This is a genomic window from Streptomyces sp. NPDC002156 (assembly GCF_053593675.1).
On the sequence record NZ_JBSFDA010000100.1, the window covers coordinates 22293 to 37459 of the forward strand.

General features: G+C 70.6%; 13 protein-coding genes. 4 read left to right on the plus strand and 9 right to left on the minus strand.

The window, feature by feature from the left end:
* Positions 1 to 103 precede the first annotated feature (103 nt).
* From ACWCRB_RS32270 to ACWCRB_RS32280, 3 genes are all read left to right on the plus strand, one after another.
* Complete coding sequence (locus tag ACWCRB_RS32270) at positions 104 to 370, plus strand: hypothetical protein (protein ID WP_450999424.1); 267 nt, start codon at positions 104 to 106, stop codon at positions 368 to 370.
* A 142-nt stretch (positions 371 to 512) separates the two neighbouring features.
* Complete coding sequence (locus ACWCRB_RS32275) at positions 513 to 869, plus strand: PRC-barrel domain-containing protein (RefSeq protein WP_235476456.1); 357 nt, start codon at positions 513 to 515, stop codon at positions 867 to 869.
* Between the two features lie 10 nt (positions 870 to 879).
* Positions 880 to 1053: a hypothetical protein gene (locus ACWCRB_RS32280; RefSeq protein ID WP_450999436.1), complete on the plus strand. Its 174-nt coding sequence runs from the start codon at positions 880 to 882 to the stop codon at positions 1051 to 1053.
* A 25-nt stretch (positions 1054 to 1078) separates the two neighbouring features.
* Here the strand turns inward: ACWCRB_RS32280 and ACWCRB_RS32285 are convergent, their stop codons facing one another.
* The 5 genes from ACWCRB_RS32285 to ACWCRB_RS32305 form a co-directional block, all read right to left on the minus strand.
* Positions 1079 to 1954, minus strand: coding sequence for a hypothetical protein (locus tag ACWCRB_RS32285; protein ID WP_450999425.1), 876 nt, complete (start codon positions 1952 to 1954; stop codon positions 1079 to 1081).
* Positions 1955 to 2025: 71 nt separating this feature from the next.
* The gene (locus ACWCRB_RS32290; protein WP_450999426.1) at positions 2026 to 5154 is read right to left on the minus strand and encodes a PA14 domain-containing protein; all 3129 of its coding nucleotides are present in this window, start codon (positions 5152 to 5154) and stop codon (positions 2026 to 2028) included.
* A 181-nt stretch (positions 5155 to 5335) separates the two neighbouring features.
* Positions 5336 to 6688 (minus strand): phosphatase PAP2 family protein, encoded by a 1353-nt coding sequence (locus ACWCRB_RS32295; protein ID WP_450999427.1) that lies wholly within the window; start codon positions 6686 to 6688, stop codon positions 5336 to 5338.
* Between the two features lie 110 nt (positions 6689 to 6798).
* Positions 6799 to 8418: a GMC family oxidoreductase gene (locus ACWCRB_RS32300; protein ID WP_450999428.1), complete on the minus strand. Its 1620-nt coding sequence runs from the start codon at positions 8416 to 8418 to the stop codon at positions 6799 to 6801.
* Positions 8419 to 8554: 136 nt separating this feature from the next.
* Positions 8555 to 9814 carry an MFS transporter gene (locus ACWCRB_RS32305; RefSeq protein ID WP_450999429.1) on the minus strand — a complete coding sequence of 420 codons (1260 nt, stop codon included), beginning with the start codon at positions 9812 to 9814 and terminating at the stop codon, positions 8555 to 8557.
* Positions 9815 to 9931: 117 nt separating this feature from the next.
* Here ACWCRB_RS32305 and ACWCRB_RS32310 point away from each other — a divergent pair, with 117 nt between their 5' ends.
* A complete protein-coding gene (locus ACWCRB_RS32310) occupies positions 9932 to 10537 on the plus strand; it encodes a CGNR zinc finger domain-containing protein (protein ID WP_450999430.1) in 606 nt (201 codons plus the stop codon).
* A gap of 36 nt (positions 10538 to 10573) precedes the next feature.
* Here the strand turns inward: ACWCRB_RS32310 and ACWCRB_RS32315 are convergent, their stop codons facing one another.
* From ACWCRB_RS32315 to ACWCRB_RS32330, 4 genes are all read right to left on the minus strand, one after another.
* Positions 10574 to 11059, minus strand: a complete 486-nt coding sequence (locus ACWCRB_RS32315; protein WP_450999431.1) for a flavin reductase family protein — start codon at positions 11057 to 11059, stop codon at positions 10574 to 10576.
* 40 nt (positions 11060 to 11099) lie between these two features.
* A complete protein-coding gene (locus ACWCRB_RS32320) occupies positions 11100 to 12524 on the minus strand; it encodes an alpha,alpha-trehalose-phosphate synthase (UDP-forming) (RefSeq protein ID WP_450999432.1) in 1425 nt (474 codons plus the stop codon).
* Between the two features lie 100 nt (positions 12525 to 12624).
* Positions 12625 to 13692, minus strand: a complete 1068-nt coding sequence (locus ACWCRB_RS32325) for a zinc-dependent alcohol dehydrogenase (protein WP_450999433.1) — start codon at positions 13690 to 13692, stop codon at positions 12625 to 12627.
* A 59-nt stretch (positions 13693 to 13751) separates the two neighbouring features.
* Positions 13752 to 14963, minus strand: a complete 1212-nt coding sequence (locus ACWCRB_RS32330; protein ID WP_450999434.1) for an acyl-CoA dehydrogenase family protein — start codon at positions 14961 to 14963, stop codon at positions 13752 to 13754.
* Positions 14964 to 15167 lie beyond the last annotated feature (204 nt).

The window sequence follows — 15167 nt, forward strand, 5'->3', positions numbered from 1 at the left end:
ATGAAGGGGTTCGGGTGGATTCCTCGTTCTCACGGTACTCCCCGGCAGTAAAGTGAGGCATCCGGCCCCCTCCCGTACGGGGACACCGAACCCCGAGGTCGCCATGCAGGCCACGCAAACACCTTCGGACGGGTACGCCGAGGTCCGGGTCGTCGCCGCGTCCCCCGAGGTCGCCCGTCGGGTCGCGGAGATCCTCCGCCGTTGCTTCGACACGACCGAGCAGCGCAGCTATCCGGCGGGCCCGGACGGCGGGACCCTCCTCGACCTGACCGTGGACACCACCCGCGCGGCGGAACCCGCTCAGTCATGGCTGGAGACCAGCCGGTCCGCGCAGGCGACCCCCGGCGGAAATCGCCCCGCCGGGAAGTAGCGCGACCTCAACGGGGTACGCGGGGTACGCGGAGGGCACCGTACCGCCCGTGGAAGCACTCGATGCCTACGGTGCGTTTCGGTCATACGATGGCAAAATGGGTCCACCACCCGCCGGAGTCCGCACAGACAGGGAGCAGGGCATGATCCGTTCAGCCGACATCCGCGAGTGGCGCAACCAGGACGTGGTCGACGTCAAACAGCGTCGGATCGGCATGCTCGAAGCGGTCTACGTGGACACGGCCACGGACGAGCCGGCCATGGCGACCGTCCGGACGGGGCTGCCCACCCGCCACCGGCTGGTCTTCGTCCCCCTCGACGACGTGGTCCTCGGGCCCGGCTATGTCCGGGTCTCGTACGACAAGGGGCAGGTTCGGAAGGCTCCGTCGATCGGGACGGACGACGTGCTGCCCGCCGAGCAGGAGGAGCAGATCTTCCGGCACTACGGCATGACGTACCGGCCGGGAGCCGGGGGCGAGCGCCAGCTCGCCCGCCGCTGAGGTGGTCCGGATGATGGCGCTCTTTCTTCTGCTGGTCCTGGTGGCCGTCGTACTGGGAATCATCGGTGCGGCAGCGGACGGCCTGGGTTTTCTCCTGGTCATCGGCATCGTGGTCTTCGCCGCCGACCTGATCTTCTTCGGGACGCGGGTGTCCCGGCGCGCCCGGCGGCGTCCCGTCCGCTGACGGCGGGCCGGCCATGGCACCGGGGTCAGGTGGCGAGCCTGAGCAGGTTGTCGGAAACCTCTGAACCGCGAGCCAGGTATCTGCTGTTCCTGTCGCAGTACAGCACCAGCACGGTGCGTACGAGCATGAGCAGGAGATCCTGGTGTACGGAGTCGGATTCCAGGAGGCGCAGCGTGTTGGTGAACGCGTTCGTGACCGTCCTGTCGTCGGCGAGAGCCGGCGCGGACAGCGAGACCGTCGCGTCGGAGCCGCGGTCGGCCTCGCTGAACACGTCGTTCCAGTACGCCCCGATGACGCACCAGTCGAAGCAGAACCGGTGCAGGAGCGGATCCTTCCCTGCGACCTGGCTCCAGCTCTTTCCTGTGAACGAGTCGACCAACAACATGAACCAGCCGTGGACACCGGCGTCCGCGACCCGGAGCACCACCGGCACATGACCTGAAGGGTCCTGTCGGCGCCTCAGGAGTTGGTCGAAGCACAGCCATTCGATGGTGTAGTCGACGAAACAGTCCTGGGTCTCGGGATGAAATCCCGCCAGGTCCGCCACAAGCCCGTGCACGAGGTCGTGGTCGGCCAGCCGGCTGTACTTGTACTTCCACATCTCGGCCAGGACGCTCGTCCGAAAGGCCGGTGCGGAGTCGTCCAATTGGAAGAAGCACTCCGTCATCGCCCCGATGACAACGGCCTTTTCGCGCGAGCCGGGCCCGCGCGACAGCGCCTGTGCCAGCGGGTAGGCCCACAGCGCCCCCGAGTTGGTGGTCGGCAGTCCCCCGAAGAACGACTCGTACCGCTCGCGGTACCGTGCGCGCACAGAGGCGGCGTGACCTTCGAAGATCTCGTCCTCGAAGGCGAATCCTTCGAGGACGAGATCGATGAGCCGCTGTGAAAGCTCGGATGCCATCTTCACATTGAGCTACGGCGTGCAGACCACCCACAAGAGGCGCCTGAAGCACAACAGCGCACTGTGGGGTGTCAGTTCACGTCTGCCGCCGCCGGGCGGGTGCCCGGGACCGCTCCGTGGCCGATCTGTTCGGGGATGTCGCTGTCGTGGCCGTACACCTGGACCCGGTAGTACGAGGTGGCCCCGGCCGGTGCCTCCGTGTCCAGGTAGGAGACCGCCGTGCCGGGGAGGGTCGAGGTCAGTTCGTCCCACACCTGGGTGGTGGTGTTCCAGCGCTGGATCGCGACCGAGGACGGTTCCGGGCAGAAGTCCCACTGGCAGGCCCACGCCCAGGTGAGCAGCACACCGTCCGCCGAGCCGCTCGCGGCCAGGGTCATGGAGTTGCCGAAGCCCGCGCCGATCCAGGGCAGCACCGCCGCCTCGGAGCGGACGCCGTCGGCGTTCGACGCCACCACCGCGTAGTAGGCGTTGGAGTGGTCGACCAGGGCGTCGGTGTCGGTCAGGGTGGTGGCCGTCACCGGCTGGGTCTGGATGCGGGTGCCGGGGTGGGCGGCGTCGTGCCAGTACCGGTAGACGAGGTAGCCGGTGGCGCCGGGGACGGGCTGCCAGGACAGCACCACCGAGTTGGCGCTCTCCCGCTGTCCGGTGAGGTCCGCGGGCCGGGCGGGACGCGTGACGTCCTCGGCGTACGGGCGTACCGCGCAGGTGTCCTCGGAGAGGCCCGAGCGGACCCCCGTCGCGACCACGGCGACGGTCCGGTAGCAGGACGGGATGCCGGCCGGCGCACCCGTGTCGGTCCACTCCGGGGAGGTCGTCGCGGCGGTCTCGGCGGTCTTGATGAACACGGCGTCCGACTCGGTGCGGCGCCAGATCTCGTACTCGGTCACGGCGGGGTCGCCCGCCGGCCAGGTCAGCTTGATGCCGTCGGTGCCGGCCGTCGCCGTCGGCATCTCGGGCGTCTGCGGGGTGCCGGGGGCGGGTCCCTCGGACCAGTCGGGTACGTCGACCCAGATCCAGTCGCTGTAGTTGCCCACGAAGCCGCGCACCCTCAGGCAGTAACGGGACTTGCGGTACGGATCGACGTCCAGGTAGTAGGAGTTGACCGTCTCGAAGGTCCAGGTGCCCATGTCGCACGAGCCGCCGTAGGTCGTGCGGAACAGGTAGTAGCTGTAGACCTCGGACGCCGGGGAGTCGTCCCAGTCGAGCAGGACGCCGGCGGTCTCGTGGTCGCGGGTGGCGGTCAGCCCGGTGGCCATGGGCGGCTTGGGCGCCTCGGGGGCGAGCCGCTTCAACTGCACGACGGTGCCGGAGGAGCGGTTGCCCAGCTGGTCGACGGAGACGACCCGGTAGTACGGGGTGGCGTCAGCGGCGATCGGGCTGTCGGTGAGGGTGCAGCCGACCTGCTCCTCGGTGTTCGGGACGGCGGCGCACTGCGGGGTGCGGGCGCTCCCGGTGTCGGTGAACGGGCCGTCGGCGGTCGTGCTCCGGGTGACCTGGTAGCCGGCGAAGTCCTGCTCGTAGCCGGGCCAGCCGGTGGTGGTCCAGGTCAGGGTGGCGGTGGTGGCGCCGACGGGTGCGGTGACCTCGGGCGCGGCGGGCGCACGGGGCGCGGTGGTGTCCGGCGGCAGCGGACGGCTGACGGAGACGGACGAGGTCCAGGCCGAGTACGTACGCGGTGTGCCGTCGCCGATCAGCTTGCCGACAGTGCGTACCCGGTAGTGGCGGGTGCCGCCCACGGGCAGGTCGGTGTCGCTGAAGTACGGCAGGGTGAGCGGGTCGTCGGCGTCGACGAGCAGGTCCCAGGGGCCGGAGGCCGAGGAGGCGGACTGCACCTGGTAGCCGGCGGTCGGGCCGTGCACGGCGCTGCCGACCGGGTTCTTGTCCCAGTACAGCACGGCCATCTCACCGCTGAGCTGGCCCTTGAGCCCCGTCGGCTGCTGCGGCGGGTACAGCCCCGTGTCGGGGCGGAGCGCGGAGGCGACGGTCTGGGCGTACTCACCGGGTTCGGTGGTGGCCGGGGCGGACTCGTTGCCGGCGGTGTCGACGGCGGTCACCTTGTAGTACGCGGTGACGCCGATCGGGGCGCCCGTGTCGTCGTACCCGTTGTCCTGGACCACTCGGGCGTCGGCGCTCCGGATCCGCGTCCAGGGGCCGCCGGGAGCGGTGGCGCGGTAGATGTGGTAGCCCGCGAAGGCGTCCGTCGTACTGAAGTCGTCGTCCCAACTCGGGCCCCAGCTCAGGAAGTTATGGCCGAGGTCGTCGCCCGCGTCGGGTACGCCGTTGTCGTTCAGGTCGATGTCGCCGAAGCCGTCGGCGCCCAGTTGGTCAGGGGCGCCGGGCGGGGTCTTGTCGGCCGGGACGGCGGAGACGTTGGCCGAGGCGCGGGACTGGTTGCCCGCGCGGTCCACGGCGGTGACGGCGAACCAGTACTTGGTGCCGTTGCGCAGCCCGGTCGAGTTGAACGAGTTGCCGGTCAGCAGGGCGGAGCCGCTGACCCGGTGGGCCGTGTCGATCTTCACGGGGGTGCTGGTGGAGCGATAGACCCGGTAACCGGCCAGATCCGCCTCGGCGTTGCGCGCCCAGCCGACGGTCGCCCGGGCGTCGCCGGGCGTCGCCTTGGCCGAACCGGGGGCCAGCGGGGCCACCTTGTCCGGGGTGGTCGGGGCGAGGCCGGCCGAGACGTTGGCCGAGCCCGTGTAGGCCACGTAGTCGACCCGTACGGTATGCGTTCCGGCGGGCACGGTCACCTTGACGCTCGCGCGCTGCGTGGAGGCGTAGTCGCGCCACAGGTTGACGTACCGCTTGCCGTCGATCCAGACCCGGATGCCGTCCTGGGCGGCGGTCTTCAGCAGGAAGGGGCCGCCACCGCCGAAGTTCCTGCGCATCGTCCAGCGCACGCCGAAGCGGTCGTTGGGGAGCGATATACCGGCGGGATGGCCCTTGCCCCAGTTCTCGCTGACGGCCTTGTCGCACAGGGACTTGCGGGGTGTGCCGGTGAGGGTGGTGTTGGCGTAGTAGTCCGCCTTCCACACCCCGGCGGCACAGCTCACGGCCGCGACCGGCAGCGCGTCCGGTCCGGCCTGGGGCGCGGACGGGGGCTGCACGGTACTGACGAAGAGCGCGGCCCCGGCGGCGGTGACCGGCAGCAGCAGCCGGTGCGGCGCCCGGACACGGGAGCGCGGGGGAACGGGTCTGCCCATGCGGGGCGGCATCCTTCCTCGGGCCCGGGGCAGCACCACATGGCAGGACGGATCGGATGGTTCCCCCGGGTGATCACTTTTCCTGCCCGGTGATGATGACATGCGCACAGTTGTTCGTGCACGAAATCGTGCAGAACTCGTACAGAGATCGTGTCCACGTGTGGAAGCGGTGCGATGCGGCTCAGACCGGTTCGAGTCGCCGGTCTCCGTCCCGCCGCGATTCCGGTTGCGGTTCCGTTTGCCGGGGCGGAGCGGGCTCCCTTTCCCACTCTCCGGTCGTGCGCAGATAGGCGTCGACGACCGAGATCATCGCCAGGAGGATCAGGGGGCCGAAGACCCACGGCTGCCCGGCCAGCTCCAGCGACAGATAGCGGTACGACACCAGGAGCAGCGCGAAGACCGCCGTGCCGTGGGCGACCAGTTGGATTCCGGATCGGTCCCAGCCGCGTGCGTGCGCGCGCAGGGCCGCCTCGACCGTGAGCGCGAACACCACACCGGCCACGAGATCCGCGCCGTAGTGGTAGCCGAAGCCCAGCGTCGCGGTGAGCGTGGCGATCAGCCAGAACGTGCCCGCGAACCGCAGGAACCGCGGCCCCTTGCGGGAGTGGACGAAGATCGCGGTGGCCCACGCCGTGTGCAGGCTCGGCATGCAGTTGCGGGGCGTGATCCCGTCGTACGGCATCGGCTGCGGGACGGTGTGCGGCGGGGGCGTGTCGGGCCACAGGTCGGCCACCGCCCAGTGCCCGCCGCCCGTGCCGAAGGCGCCGGTGCCGTAGGCGAAGACCGGGCCGACCACGGGGAAGAGCATGTAGATGCCGGGGCCGAGGACGCCGATCGCGAGAAACGTGCGCACTACGTGATGGCGGGGAAACCGGCGCTCGGCCGCGACGTGGCGCAGCTGGTACAGCGCGACGAGGACGGCGGCCACCGCGAGCTGGATGTAGACCCAGTCGAGGAGATGGGCGCCGACGGGGCCGGTGGCCCGGACGATCCGGCCCACGACCCACGCCGGGTCGCCCAGCGCGTGATCGGCGGTCGCCACGTACTGGTCGAGCACGAACGGGCGGGTCTTCGCCGTGATCAGCAGCCAGGTGTCGCCCGCCTTGCGCCCGGCCACCAGCAGCAGGGCCAGCCCGACGCCCTTCAGCAGCAGGACCCGTTCCCGGCCGGTGCGGCGCGTGACGGCGAGGACCCCACAGCCGAGGATCACCCACAGCGCGCCGTTGCCGAAGCAGTGCCCGCCGCCCGTCCCGGCCCCGGCCGCCCACCGCACCAGCGCGAAGACGACGTCGATGCCGACCGCCGCACCGGCCGCGACGAAGCGTTGCCGCCGGGTGAGCACCACCGTCATCAGCGCCATGCCGGCGTACAGCAGAGGCCCCGACTTGGGGGCGAACACGACTTCTCGCGCCTGGTTGGTGAGCGGCCCCGGCAGGCCGTGGCGGCGCGCGGCGATCTCCAGTGCGAGGAGGAATCCGCCTACCGCCACGGCCGCCACGGCCCAGGGTCTGAAGAAGGGTATTCGCGACGGCATGGACTGCTTCCCCCTTGGTTTGCCGGACTGTTGCTCGGCGTTCATGGCTTCCGGCAAGGGAAGAGGGAAAGATCGCCGTCCGGGTTCCCGTCGGGGGTCCTGTCGGTCGGTCAGCGTTGCGGAAGAAGAACTTCCCGCTGGACTTCCTGCTGGACGTCCTGTTGGTCGGCGTCCTGCTGGAGGAGGACGTCCGCCGCCCGTTCGGCGAGCATCGTCACGGGGGCGTGCGTGTGGGCTCGTACGATGCTCGGCATGGCCGAGGCGTCCACGACCCGCAGGCCCGTCAGGCCCCGGACCGCGAACGTCGGGTCGACGACCGACTGTTCGTCCGTGCCCATCCGGCAGGTGCTGACGAGGTGGTGGATGCTGCCGCCCGTGGCGCGGACGTAGGCGGCGATGTCGTCGGAGTCCTCGGACAGCGCTCCGTCGGTGAGCGGCTTGCCGAGCCACTCGGCGAAGTCCGGCTGCCGCAGGACGCGTTGGGCGGCGCGGACCCCCGCCACCAGGGTCGCCAGGTCGTCGCCGTCCGGGTCCGACAGATAGCGCGGGTCGATGACCGGGGCGTCGTGCGGATCGGCGCTGCGGAGTGTGATCGCGCCCCTGCTGCGCGGGCGCAGGAGGATCACGCCCAGGGCCATGCCGTGTTCGGCGGTCCGCTGGTGCTCGCCCAGGGGGAGCACCAGGTGGACGACCTCGATGTCCGGGGCGTCGAGGTCCTCGCGCGTCCGCAGGAACAGCAGGGCCTCGGAGATGATCGAGTCCAGGGTGCCGTGGCGGTCGCGCAGATACTGGTCGATCTGCTCGGCCGACGCCCCCGATCCGGGCGACCAGAACCCCATCGCCTCGAAGGCCAGCGGGACGAGCAGATGGTCGGTCAGGTCCCGGCCGACGGACGGGACATCCCGTACGACGGGAACGCCGTGCCGGGCCAGTTCCTCGGCCGGGCCCACGCCCGACAGCAGCAACAGGTGGGGGCTGCCCACGGATCCGGCGGAGAGGACGACCTCGCGCCGGGCACGGATGATCTCGGTGCCCGCGCCTCCCTCGGCCTCGATCTCGACGCCGATCGCCCGGGTGCCCTCGAACACCACCCGGCGTACCAGGGTGTCCGAAAGGACGGTGAGGTTCGGGCGTTCGCGGGCCGGCGTGAGGTAGGCGTCGGCCGAGCTGTGGCGCAGGCCGTCGCGGTGGGTCGCGCGGGCCAGGGCGTAGCCCTCCTGGACCTCGGCGGCGGGGACGTACCCGAGGCGGGCGCACGCGTTGGTGAACGCCGGGGTCACCGGCAGCGGGTAGCGCATTCCCGCCAGGCTGATCCGCTGCTCGGCGCGCTCGAAGTAGGGCTGGAGGGTGTCGTGGTCCCAGCCGTCGAGGCCGGCCTCTGCCCAGCCGTCGTAGTCCGCGCGGTGGCCGCGGGTCCACAGCTGTGCGTTGATCACCGAGGAGCCGCCGACCGCCTTTCCGCGCGGGATCGGTATGGTCCGGTCGGCCAGGCCGGGCTGCGGCGCGGTCGCGAAGTCCCAGTCCAGGTCGCCGCCGAACAGGCGGGGGAACAGGATCGGCACCTGGACCTCGGGGCGGGTCTCCGGTGTCCCGGTGCCGGCCTCGACGAGCAGCACCTGTGTCGTGCCGTCCGCGCTGAGCCGGTCGGCGAGCACGCATCCGGCCGAGCCGGCGCCGACGATCACGTAGTCCCACTGGCTCTCGCTGCTCACCTCGCTGAATTCGCTCACTTGGCTCACTTCGCGACCGCCTCTCGGCTCCGGTCGAAGGCCACACCCCAGGTCGTGCTCCTCAGGCGGCGGTTCTCGGTCATGACGACTCCATTCCTTGCCGTGTGTTCACTGTCTGTGTGCGTACGCGTGTGCTTCAGCGGGTCGCGGGTACGCCGTCCCCGGTGGCGGGAGCCGGGGCCGGGACCTGCGCGGCCTCGGGGTGCCGGTCCCGCAGGACGTGGCGGAGCAGGGCGAGGCCGGCCAGCAGGGCCACCAGGCCGCACACGCCGTTCCAGCCGAAGGCGGAGTACGCCCGGACGCCCAGCCAGGATCCGGCGCTGCCGCCCAGGAACGCGCAGGTCATGTACGCGGTGTTGAGGCGCGAGCGGGCTTCCGGGCGCAGCGCGAAGATACGGGCCTGGTTGGCGACCTGACCGGACTGCATGGCCACGTCGAGCAGCAGCATCCCCGCGCCCAGGCCCACCAGGCCGACGGCGCCGCCCAGATGACCGGTGAGGAGCAGGGCCCCCGCGGCGATGGCGCCCACCATGCACACCAGGTTCACGGGGTCGGGCCCGAGCCGGTCGACGCGCCGGCCCGCTACGGGCGTGGCGAACATGCTGGCCGCGCCGACCAGGGCGAGGACGCCGACGGCCGGGGTGCCCAGGTCGTAGTGCGGGCCGGTGATGTAGAGGGCGAGGGCGGTCCAGGCGGCGCTGAACGCGGCGAACACCAGGACCTGGTACTGGCAGGAGCGGCGCAGCAGCGGTTCGGTGCGCAGCAGGTGCAGGGAGGCCGCGATCAGGGCCGGGTACCGCTGGTCGGTGCTCGGCGTGGTGTGCGGGAGAGCGGCGGCCAGCGCGAGGGTGAGGACCAGGACCATGCCCGCGGCGACCAGGTAGGGGGCACGCCAGCCGAGCCATTCGCCGAGGGTGCCGGAGAAGGTACGGGCCAGCAGGATGCCGCCGATCAGCCCGGAGAGCAGGGTGCCCGTCACAGCGCCTCGGCGTTCCGGGGCGGTCAGACCGGCCGCCATGGGGATGAGGATCTGCGGTACGACCGTGGTCAGACCGACCAGGGCACTGGCGACGGCGAGGACGGGCAGCGAGTCGGCCGTACCGGCGAGGACCAGGCCCACGCCGGTCACCAGCAGCAGGGTGGTGACCAGGCCGCGGTGGCGGAGCCGGTCGCCGAGGGGGACGAGCAGGAAGATGCCCACCGCGTAACCGAGTTGGGCGCACGTGACGACGACGGCCGCGGAGGCGGGGCGTACGTGCAGGTCGTCGGCGATCAGCGGACTGATCGCCTGCGGGAAGTAGATGTTGGCCACCGCGACGCCGCAGGCGACGGAGAGCAGCAGGATCAGCGGCCGGCTCAGCACCGGCGGCGCAGGGGAGGGAACGGCAGAAGCCACGACACACCTCGACCAGGAAGGGAGAAATGAGAGGGGTGGCACCGCCACCCCGGGGAACCGTTTTAACCGGTTCCATCAACGTACCAGTAATACCGGTTCCGCAGTAGGCTGTCTGCCATGACCGCATCCCCCGCACCGCAGACGTTCCGCTTCCGCAGCGGCTCCGGACGGATCTCTCTGGACTTCATGCGGACCCTGAGGCTGCGCGGCCTGGACGGTGTCACCGAGGAGTTGGACACCCCCGAGGCGCTGACCGCCTGGGTCGTCCAGCTGGGCCCGTACGCCGAGGACACCGTCGTCCCGGTTCCGTCGCGGGCCGTGCTGCGTCAGGCGCGGGAGGTGCGGGAGGCCGTCCACACACTCCTGACGACGGCCCGCGACGGCGGCGGCCCCGCCGGATGCCCTGCCGAGGTCCGTACGCTGCTGAACCGGGCGGCCGCTGCCGCGCCGCCGGTGCCGGTGCTCGACGACCGCGGCAGGCTCGTCCACACCGCCGCCGACCCGGTCGGCGCGGTGCTCTCCGACATCGCCCGCGACGCGCTCACCCTGGCGACGTCGCCCGCGCTGGAGCGGGTCCGCGCCTGCGCGGGTCCGGCCTGCGCGGCCTGGTTCCTCGACACGTCACGCCCGGGCAACCGGCGCTGGTGCTCGATGGACGCCTGCGGGAACAAGGCGAAGAAGACGACGTGGCGGACGAAGCAGGTGACGGCCACGAAGGCCTGAGGTAACGGGCCAGTACGTCAGTACCGGGCTGGTACGTCACGGGGCCGGGCGGACGAAGGCCCGGTCGACGTACACCAGCGCATCCCTCTCCACGTCGGTGACGCAGTCCAGCACATGGCCGATGAGCATGCTGTGGTCGCCGCCGTCGACGACGTCGTGCAGCCGGCACACGAGCCGGACCGCCGCCTCGGGGATGCCGGGCAGCCCCCGTTCGAGCGGGACGGTGTCACCGGCGGCGAACCGGTCGACACCGGAGGTCGCGAAGCGCCGGGCGATGTCGGACTGGTCGTGGGCGAGCACGTTGACCATGAAGTGCCCGGCGGAGGTGAAGGCGGAGTGCGTGCTCGCCTTCTTGTCCAGGCTGACCGTCACCAGCGGCGGGGCCAGGGACAGGGAGACGAAGGAACTCGCGGTGAATCCCCAGCGGCAGCCGCTCTCGTCGACGGTGGTGGTGACGACGACGGGCCCCGGGACACGGGCCATGGCACTGGTGAAGTCGAGCTCTCGGGTGTCGGTAGGCATACGGCGCCTCCTTGAACGAGGTCGGGAACAAAGGGGTCGGTCATGCGGCCAGTTCGCCGCTGCGGAAGTCGGCACCGGCCAGGACGTCGAGGAAGGACCGGGCCCAGTGATGGACGTCCCGTTCGCGGACGTGCCGGTGCAACTCCCCCATACGGAGCCTGCGTTGGGCCTCGTCCAGATGCAGGGCCGTGGCCATGACGTCCTGGAGTCCGGCGAGATGGTGCGGGTTGACCAGGAGCGCCCGGGTCAGTTCGTGCGCGGCGCCGGCGAACTCGCTGAGCACCAGCGCCCCGCCGAGGTCCGGACGGGCGGCGACGAACTCCTTGGCGACCAGGTTCATCCCGTCGCGCAGGGGCGTCACCAGCATCACGTCGGCGGCCCGGTAGAGGGCCGCGAGCTCGGTACGGTCGACAGTGGTGTGCAGATAGTGGACCGGCACCCGGCCGACCGTCCCGAACGTCCCGTTGATACGGCCGACCTGCGCCTCGATCCTCGTACGCTGACGCCGGTAGTGCTCGACGCGCTCCCGGCTGGGGGTGGCGATCTGGACGAGGACGGCGTCCCGTGCGGTGACCCTGCCCTCGGCCAGGAGCCCCTCGAAGGCCCGCAGCCGCTGCTCGATGCCCTTGGTGTAGTCGAGCCGGTCGACGCCCAGCATGATCCTTCTGCCGTCGCCCAGTTGACGGCGGATCCGCCGGGCCCGTTCCCGTACGGCCTCACTGCGGGCCAGGGTGTCGAGGCCGGCCGCGTCCACCGAGATGGGGAACGCGCCGACGTGTACGTCCCGTTCGGGCAGTCGTACGGTCCCCGCCACCGGCGTACGGTGCGGACCCCCGACGTCGCCGACGCCGTGCAGTCGCCGTACCAGCCGCAGGAAGTTCTGTGCGCCGCCGGGCAGTTGGCAGCCCACGAGGTCCGCGCCGAGCAGGCCCTCCACGATCTCGGTGCGCCAGGGCAGTTGGAGGAAGAGCTCCGGGGGCGGGAAGGGGATGTGCAGGAAGAAACCGATCCGCAGATCGGGCCGGAGGGCCCGCAACAGGGCCGGGACCAACATCAGTTGGTAGTCCTGGACCCACACGGTGGCCCCGGGCCCGGCGATGCCCGCCGTGTACTCGGCGAACCGCCGGTTGACCCGGTGATAGCTCTGCCACCACGTCCGGTCGAACTCGGGCGCCGCCACCGCGTCGTGGAACAACGGCCACAACGTGGCGTTGGAGAAACCCTCGTAGTAATCCCGGTGTTCGTCGGCATCGAGTGGCACAGGGTGCAACCGCACCCCCTCGTGCCGAAAGGCGGCGGGCGTACTGCCGGTAGTCCCCGCCCACCCCACCCAGGCCCCCCGCCGCCCCCGCAACACGGGTTCCAGAGCGGTGACAAGCCCCCCGGGACTGCGCCGCCACTCCCCCGACTCCAGATGAACGGGAAGACGATTGGCGACGACGACAAAATCGGCGTCCGGTTCCATTTCCCTGCATCCCTTCGAAAGAGGGGGCCGACCGCCGCGCTTTCAGGGGCGCGAGGAACTGCGCGACAAGCCCCCACCGAACCCGCAGACGAACGACTACCTACGCTGCCCGAAAATCGACGATCGTCTTCAAATCCGTCGTGCTCCGATAGTTCTTGAAGATCTCGACGAGCCCCTCATAGTCCTCAAACCGATGCACGGTCGACAGCAACCGCCGCCCATCCACAATCCCCGACAACAACATCTGCATCGCCGCCTGAATCACATTGGCGGAGTGATGCATCGGGAACGCCGTGACGTCGAACGGCGACGCGCTGATATTGATCCCCTTCGCGAGCATCAGCCACGTGTCGAACTTCTGCATCTCCTGCGAGGCCCCGTACAGCACATACCGCCCCTTGGGCTTCAGCCGCCGCATGGCAACCCGCCGGGGATCCTTCTCCTCGTCGTCGACCTTGACGGTCGGCAACGCGTCGAAGACGTAGTCGAACGTGTTCTCCGGAACCTCGGCGATCAGTTCCTCCGGCAGATACGCCCGCTCGGAGAAGTGCTCCCCGGCGTGCTGGTTGCGCACCGGGTTGGCGTCCACGGACACCACCTGGTTGGGGGCGAACATGCGCCTGATGACGCTGCCCGCGATGACGCCGATCGGGCCGGTGCCCATGATGAGGACCCGGTCGCCGATCTTCGGCGGGTTGGCCAGGATCGAGCGCAGGGCGCCGGTGGTGGGCTCGATGAACGACGCCTGGAGGTCGTCGAGGGCGTCGGGGATCTTGACGGCGGCGGCCCGCAGATCGTCGGAGAAGTTCCGGTCGGCCCAGAACACGTCCTCCTTGACCTCCCCGGAGAAGATCGGGCGCAGCGTGCGGTACTCGGCGAAGCCGCCGAAGTCGGTCTGTCCCCAGTAGACGATCCGGTCGCCGATCGCGATGTCGGGGCGGGTGAACTCCGGCCCCTTCTCGACGACTTCGCCGAGGTACTCGTGACCGAGGACGATCGGGTACTCGGAGGGGAACAGGTGCCCTTCGAAGAAGGAGATGTCCGTCGAGCAGATCGACACGCAACGGGTGCGCAGCAGCACGCCGTCGGCCGGCGCCGTGGGACGCGGCACCTCCGCGACCTGGGTCTGGCGCGGGGCGACGAGCTGGAGGGCCTTCATGGTCGGCATGGTTGTCCTTCCGGGCAGATGACGATTCACGACAGATTCACGACAGATGCAGGTGGCTGCTAGCGGCGCATGCTCAGGCCGCCGCCGAGCAGGTACTGGCCGGTCATCTCGACGTTGGTCGGCGACAGGGTGATGTGCTTCGCGGCCGAGTGCGCGTCACGGAAGTAGCGTTCGAGCAGGCTGCTCGCGTACAGCGAGGACGTGCCGGCGACGGTGAACAGGCTGTCGATGGCCTGGCAGCACTGGTCGGCCACGGTCGCCGCCGCCAGCCGTACGGTCGCGCTGAGCGCGTCCCCGCCGACCTCGCCGAGCCGTTCCGCGTGCCAGGCGGCGTCCGCCAGCAGCAGCCGCGAGGCCCGGACCTGCGCCTCGGCGCGGGCGTACCGCTCCTGCACGGTGTGGCTCGCGGCCAGGGTGGTCGTACCGGCCATCGGCTTCTTCGCGACGGCGAGCCGCTGGAACTCGTGCAGCGCGCCCCGGGCCGCGCCCAGCACGGTCGAGGACGAGCCGAACAGCCCGAAGTCGTAGTAGCTGATGCCGTATCCGCGCGAGGGACGGGCGGGCGGGGCGAGGAACATGTCCCGCTGGGCGACCGTGTACGCGTCGGCGACGAAGACGTCCTCGACCTCGTAGTCCTCGCTGCCGGTGCCGCGCAGCCCGAGGGTCCGCCAGTTGTCCAGCATCCGTACGGCGTGCCGGGGCACGAACAGCATCCGGATCTCCGGGCCCTGTTCCGTGAGCCGGGGTGTGCCGCCGTCGGTGATCCGGGCCGCGCACACCAGCCAGGTGGCGTGCGCCGAGCCGCTGGCGAAGCCCCAGCGCCCGGAGAGGCGGTAGCCGCCGTCGACGGCCTCGGCGAGCCCCGTGGGGTTGACGGAACCGATCACCAACCCGTCCTGGTCCCGGAAGAGTTCACGCGCCACCGGCTCGGGAAGGTAGTCCGACAGCCGGCCGATGGCGGCCTGCACGCCCATCTGCCAGGCGACCGCCGGGTCGAGCCGGGACAGTGCCTGGAGTGCCTGCGATCCCGTCTCCAGGGTGACCCGGGAGCCGCCGAGATCGTGGGAGACCAGCATCCGGGGGAAGCCGGCGTCCCGCAGTGCCTCGAACACCGGCACCGGGGAGAACCGCTGCCGCTCGCCCTCCTCCCGCCACTTCTCGATGACCGGCGCGATCTCGTCGACCCGCCCGAGCCAGTCCGCGGTCTCCGCCGGTACGGGCCTGTCGTCGACCAGTGCGAAACCCTGATCGCTCTCTTGGTTCTGAGCCATACCCACCTCCTGATGTTGCTGGGAACGTAGGCGGAGGAACCTCGCGTTCAAGACCGGAATCCGGTGGGCGTGGGGGCCTCTTGACCGACGTATTACGGCGGGAAGAGACTCCGACAGGACCCATGGGTTGATCCCGCCGGGTGGCGCGAGCGGTCCTGGTGACTGGGACAGCACGCGCAGGTAGAACGGATTGCCGCCGGCGGC

What these genes read in the sequence shown, in the direction of transcription:
- ACWCRB_RS32270 (WP_450999424.1), top strand. Translation starts at nt 104, where the DNA reads ATGCAGGCCACGCAAACACCTTCGGACGGGTACGCCGAGGTCCGGGTC.
- ACWCRB_RS32275 (WP_235476456.1), top strand. Translation starts at nt 513, where the DNA reads ATGATCCGTTCAGCCGACATCCGCGAGTGGCGCAACCAGGACGTGGTC.
- ACWCRB_RS32280 (WP_450999436.1), top strand. Translation starts at nt 880, where the DNA reads ATGATGGCGCTCTTTCTTCTGCTGGTCCTGGTGGCCGTCGTACTGGGA.
- ACWCRB_RS32285 (WP_450999425.1), bottom strand. Translation starts at nt 1,954, where the DNA reads ATGGCATCCGAGCTTTCACAGCGGCTCATCGATCTCGTCCTCGAAGGA.
- ACWCRB_RS32290 (WP_450999426.1), bottom strand. Translation starts at nt 5,154, where the DNA reads ATGGGCAGACCCGTTCCCCCGCGCTCCCGTGTCCGGGCGCCGCACCGG.
- ACWCRB_RS32295 (WP_450999427.1), bottom strand. Translation starts at nt 6,688, where the DNA reads ATGCCGTCGCGAATACCCTTCTTCAGACCCTGGGCCGTGGCGGCCGTG.
- ACWCRB_RS32310 (WP_450999430.1), top strand. Translation starts at nt 9,932, where the DNA reads ATGACCGCATCCCCCGCACCGCAGACGTTCCGCTTCCGCAGCGGCTCC.
- ACWCRB_RS32315 (WP_450999431.1), bottom strand. Translation starts at nt 11,059, where the DNA reads ATGCCTACCGACACCCGAGAGCTCGACTTCACCAGTGCCATGGCCCGT.
- ACWCRB_RS32320 (WP_450999432.1), bottom strand. Translation starts at nt 12,524, where the DNA reads ATGGAACCGGACGCCGATTTTGTCGTCGTCGCCAATCGTCTTCCCGTT.
- ACWCRB_RS32325 (WP_450999433.1), bottom strand. Translation starts at nt 13,692, where the DNA reads ATGCCGACCATGAAGGCCCTCCAGCTCGTCGCCCCGCGCCAGACCCAG.
- ACWCRB_RS32330 (WP_450999434.1), bottom strand. Translation starts at nt 14,963, where the DNA reads ATGGCTCAGAACCAAGAGAGCGATCAGGGTTTCGCACTGGTCGACGAC.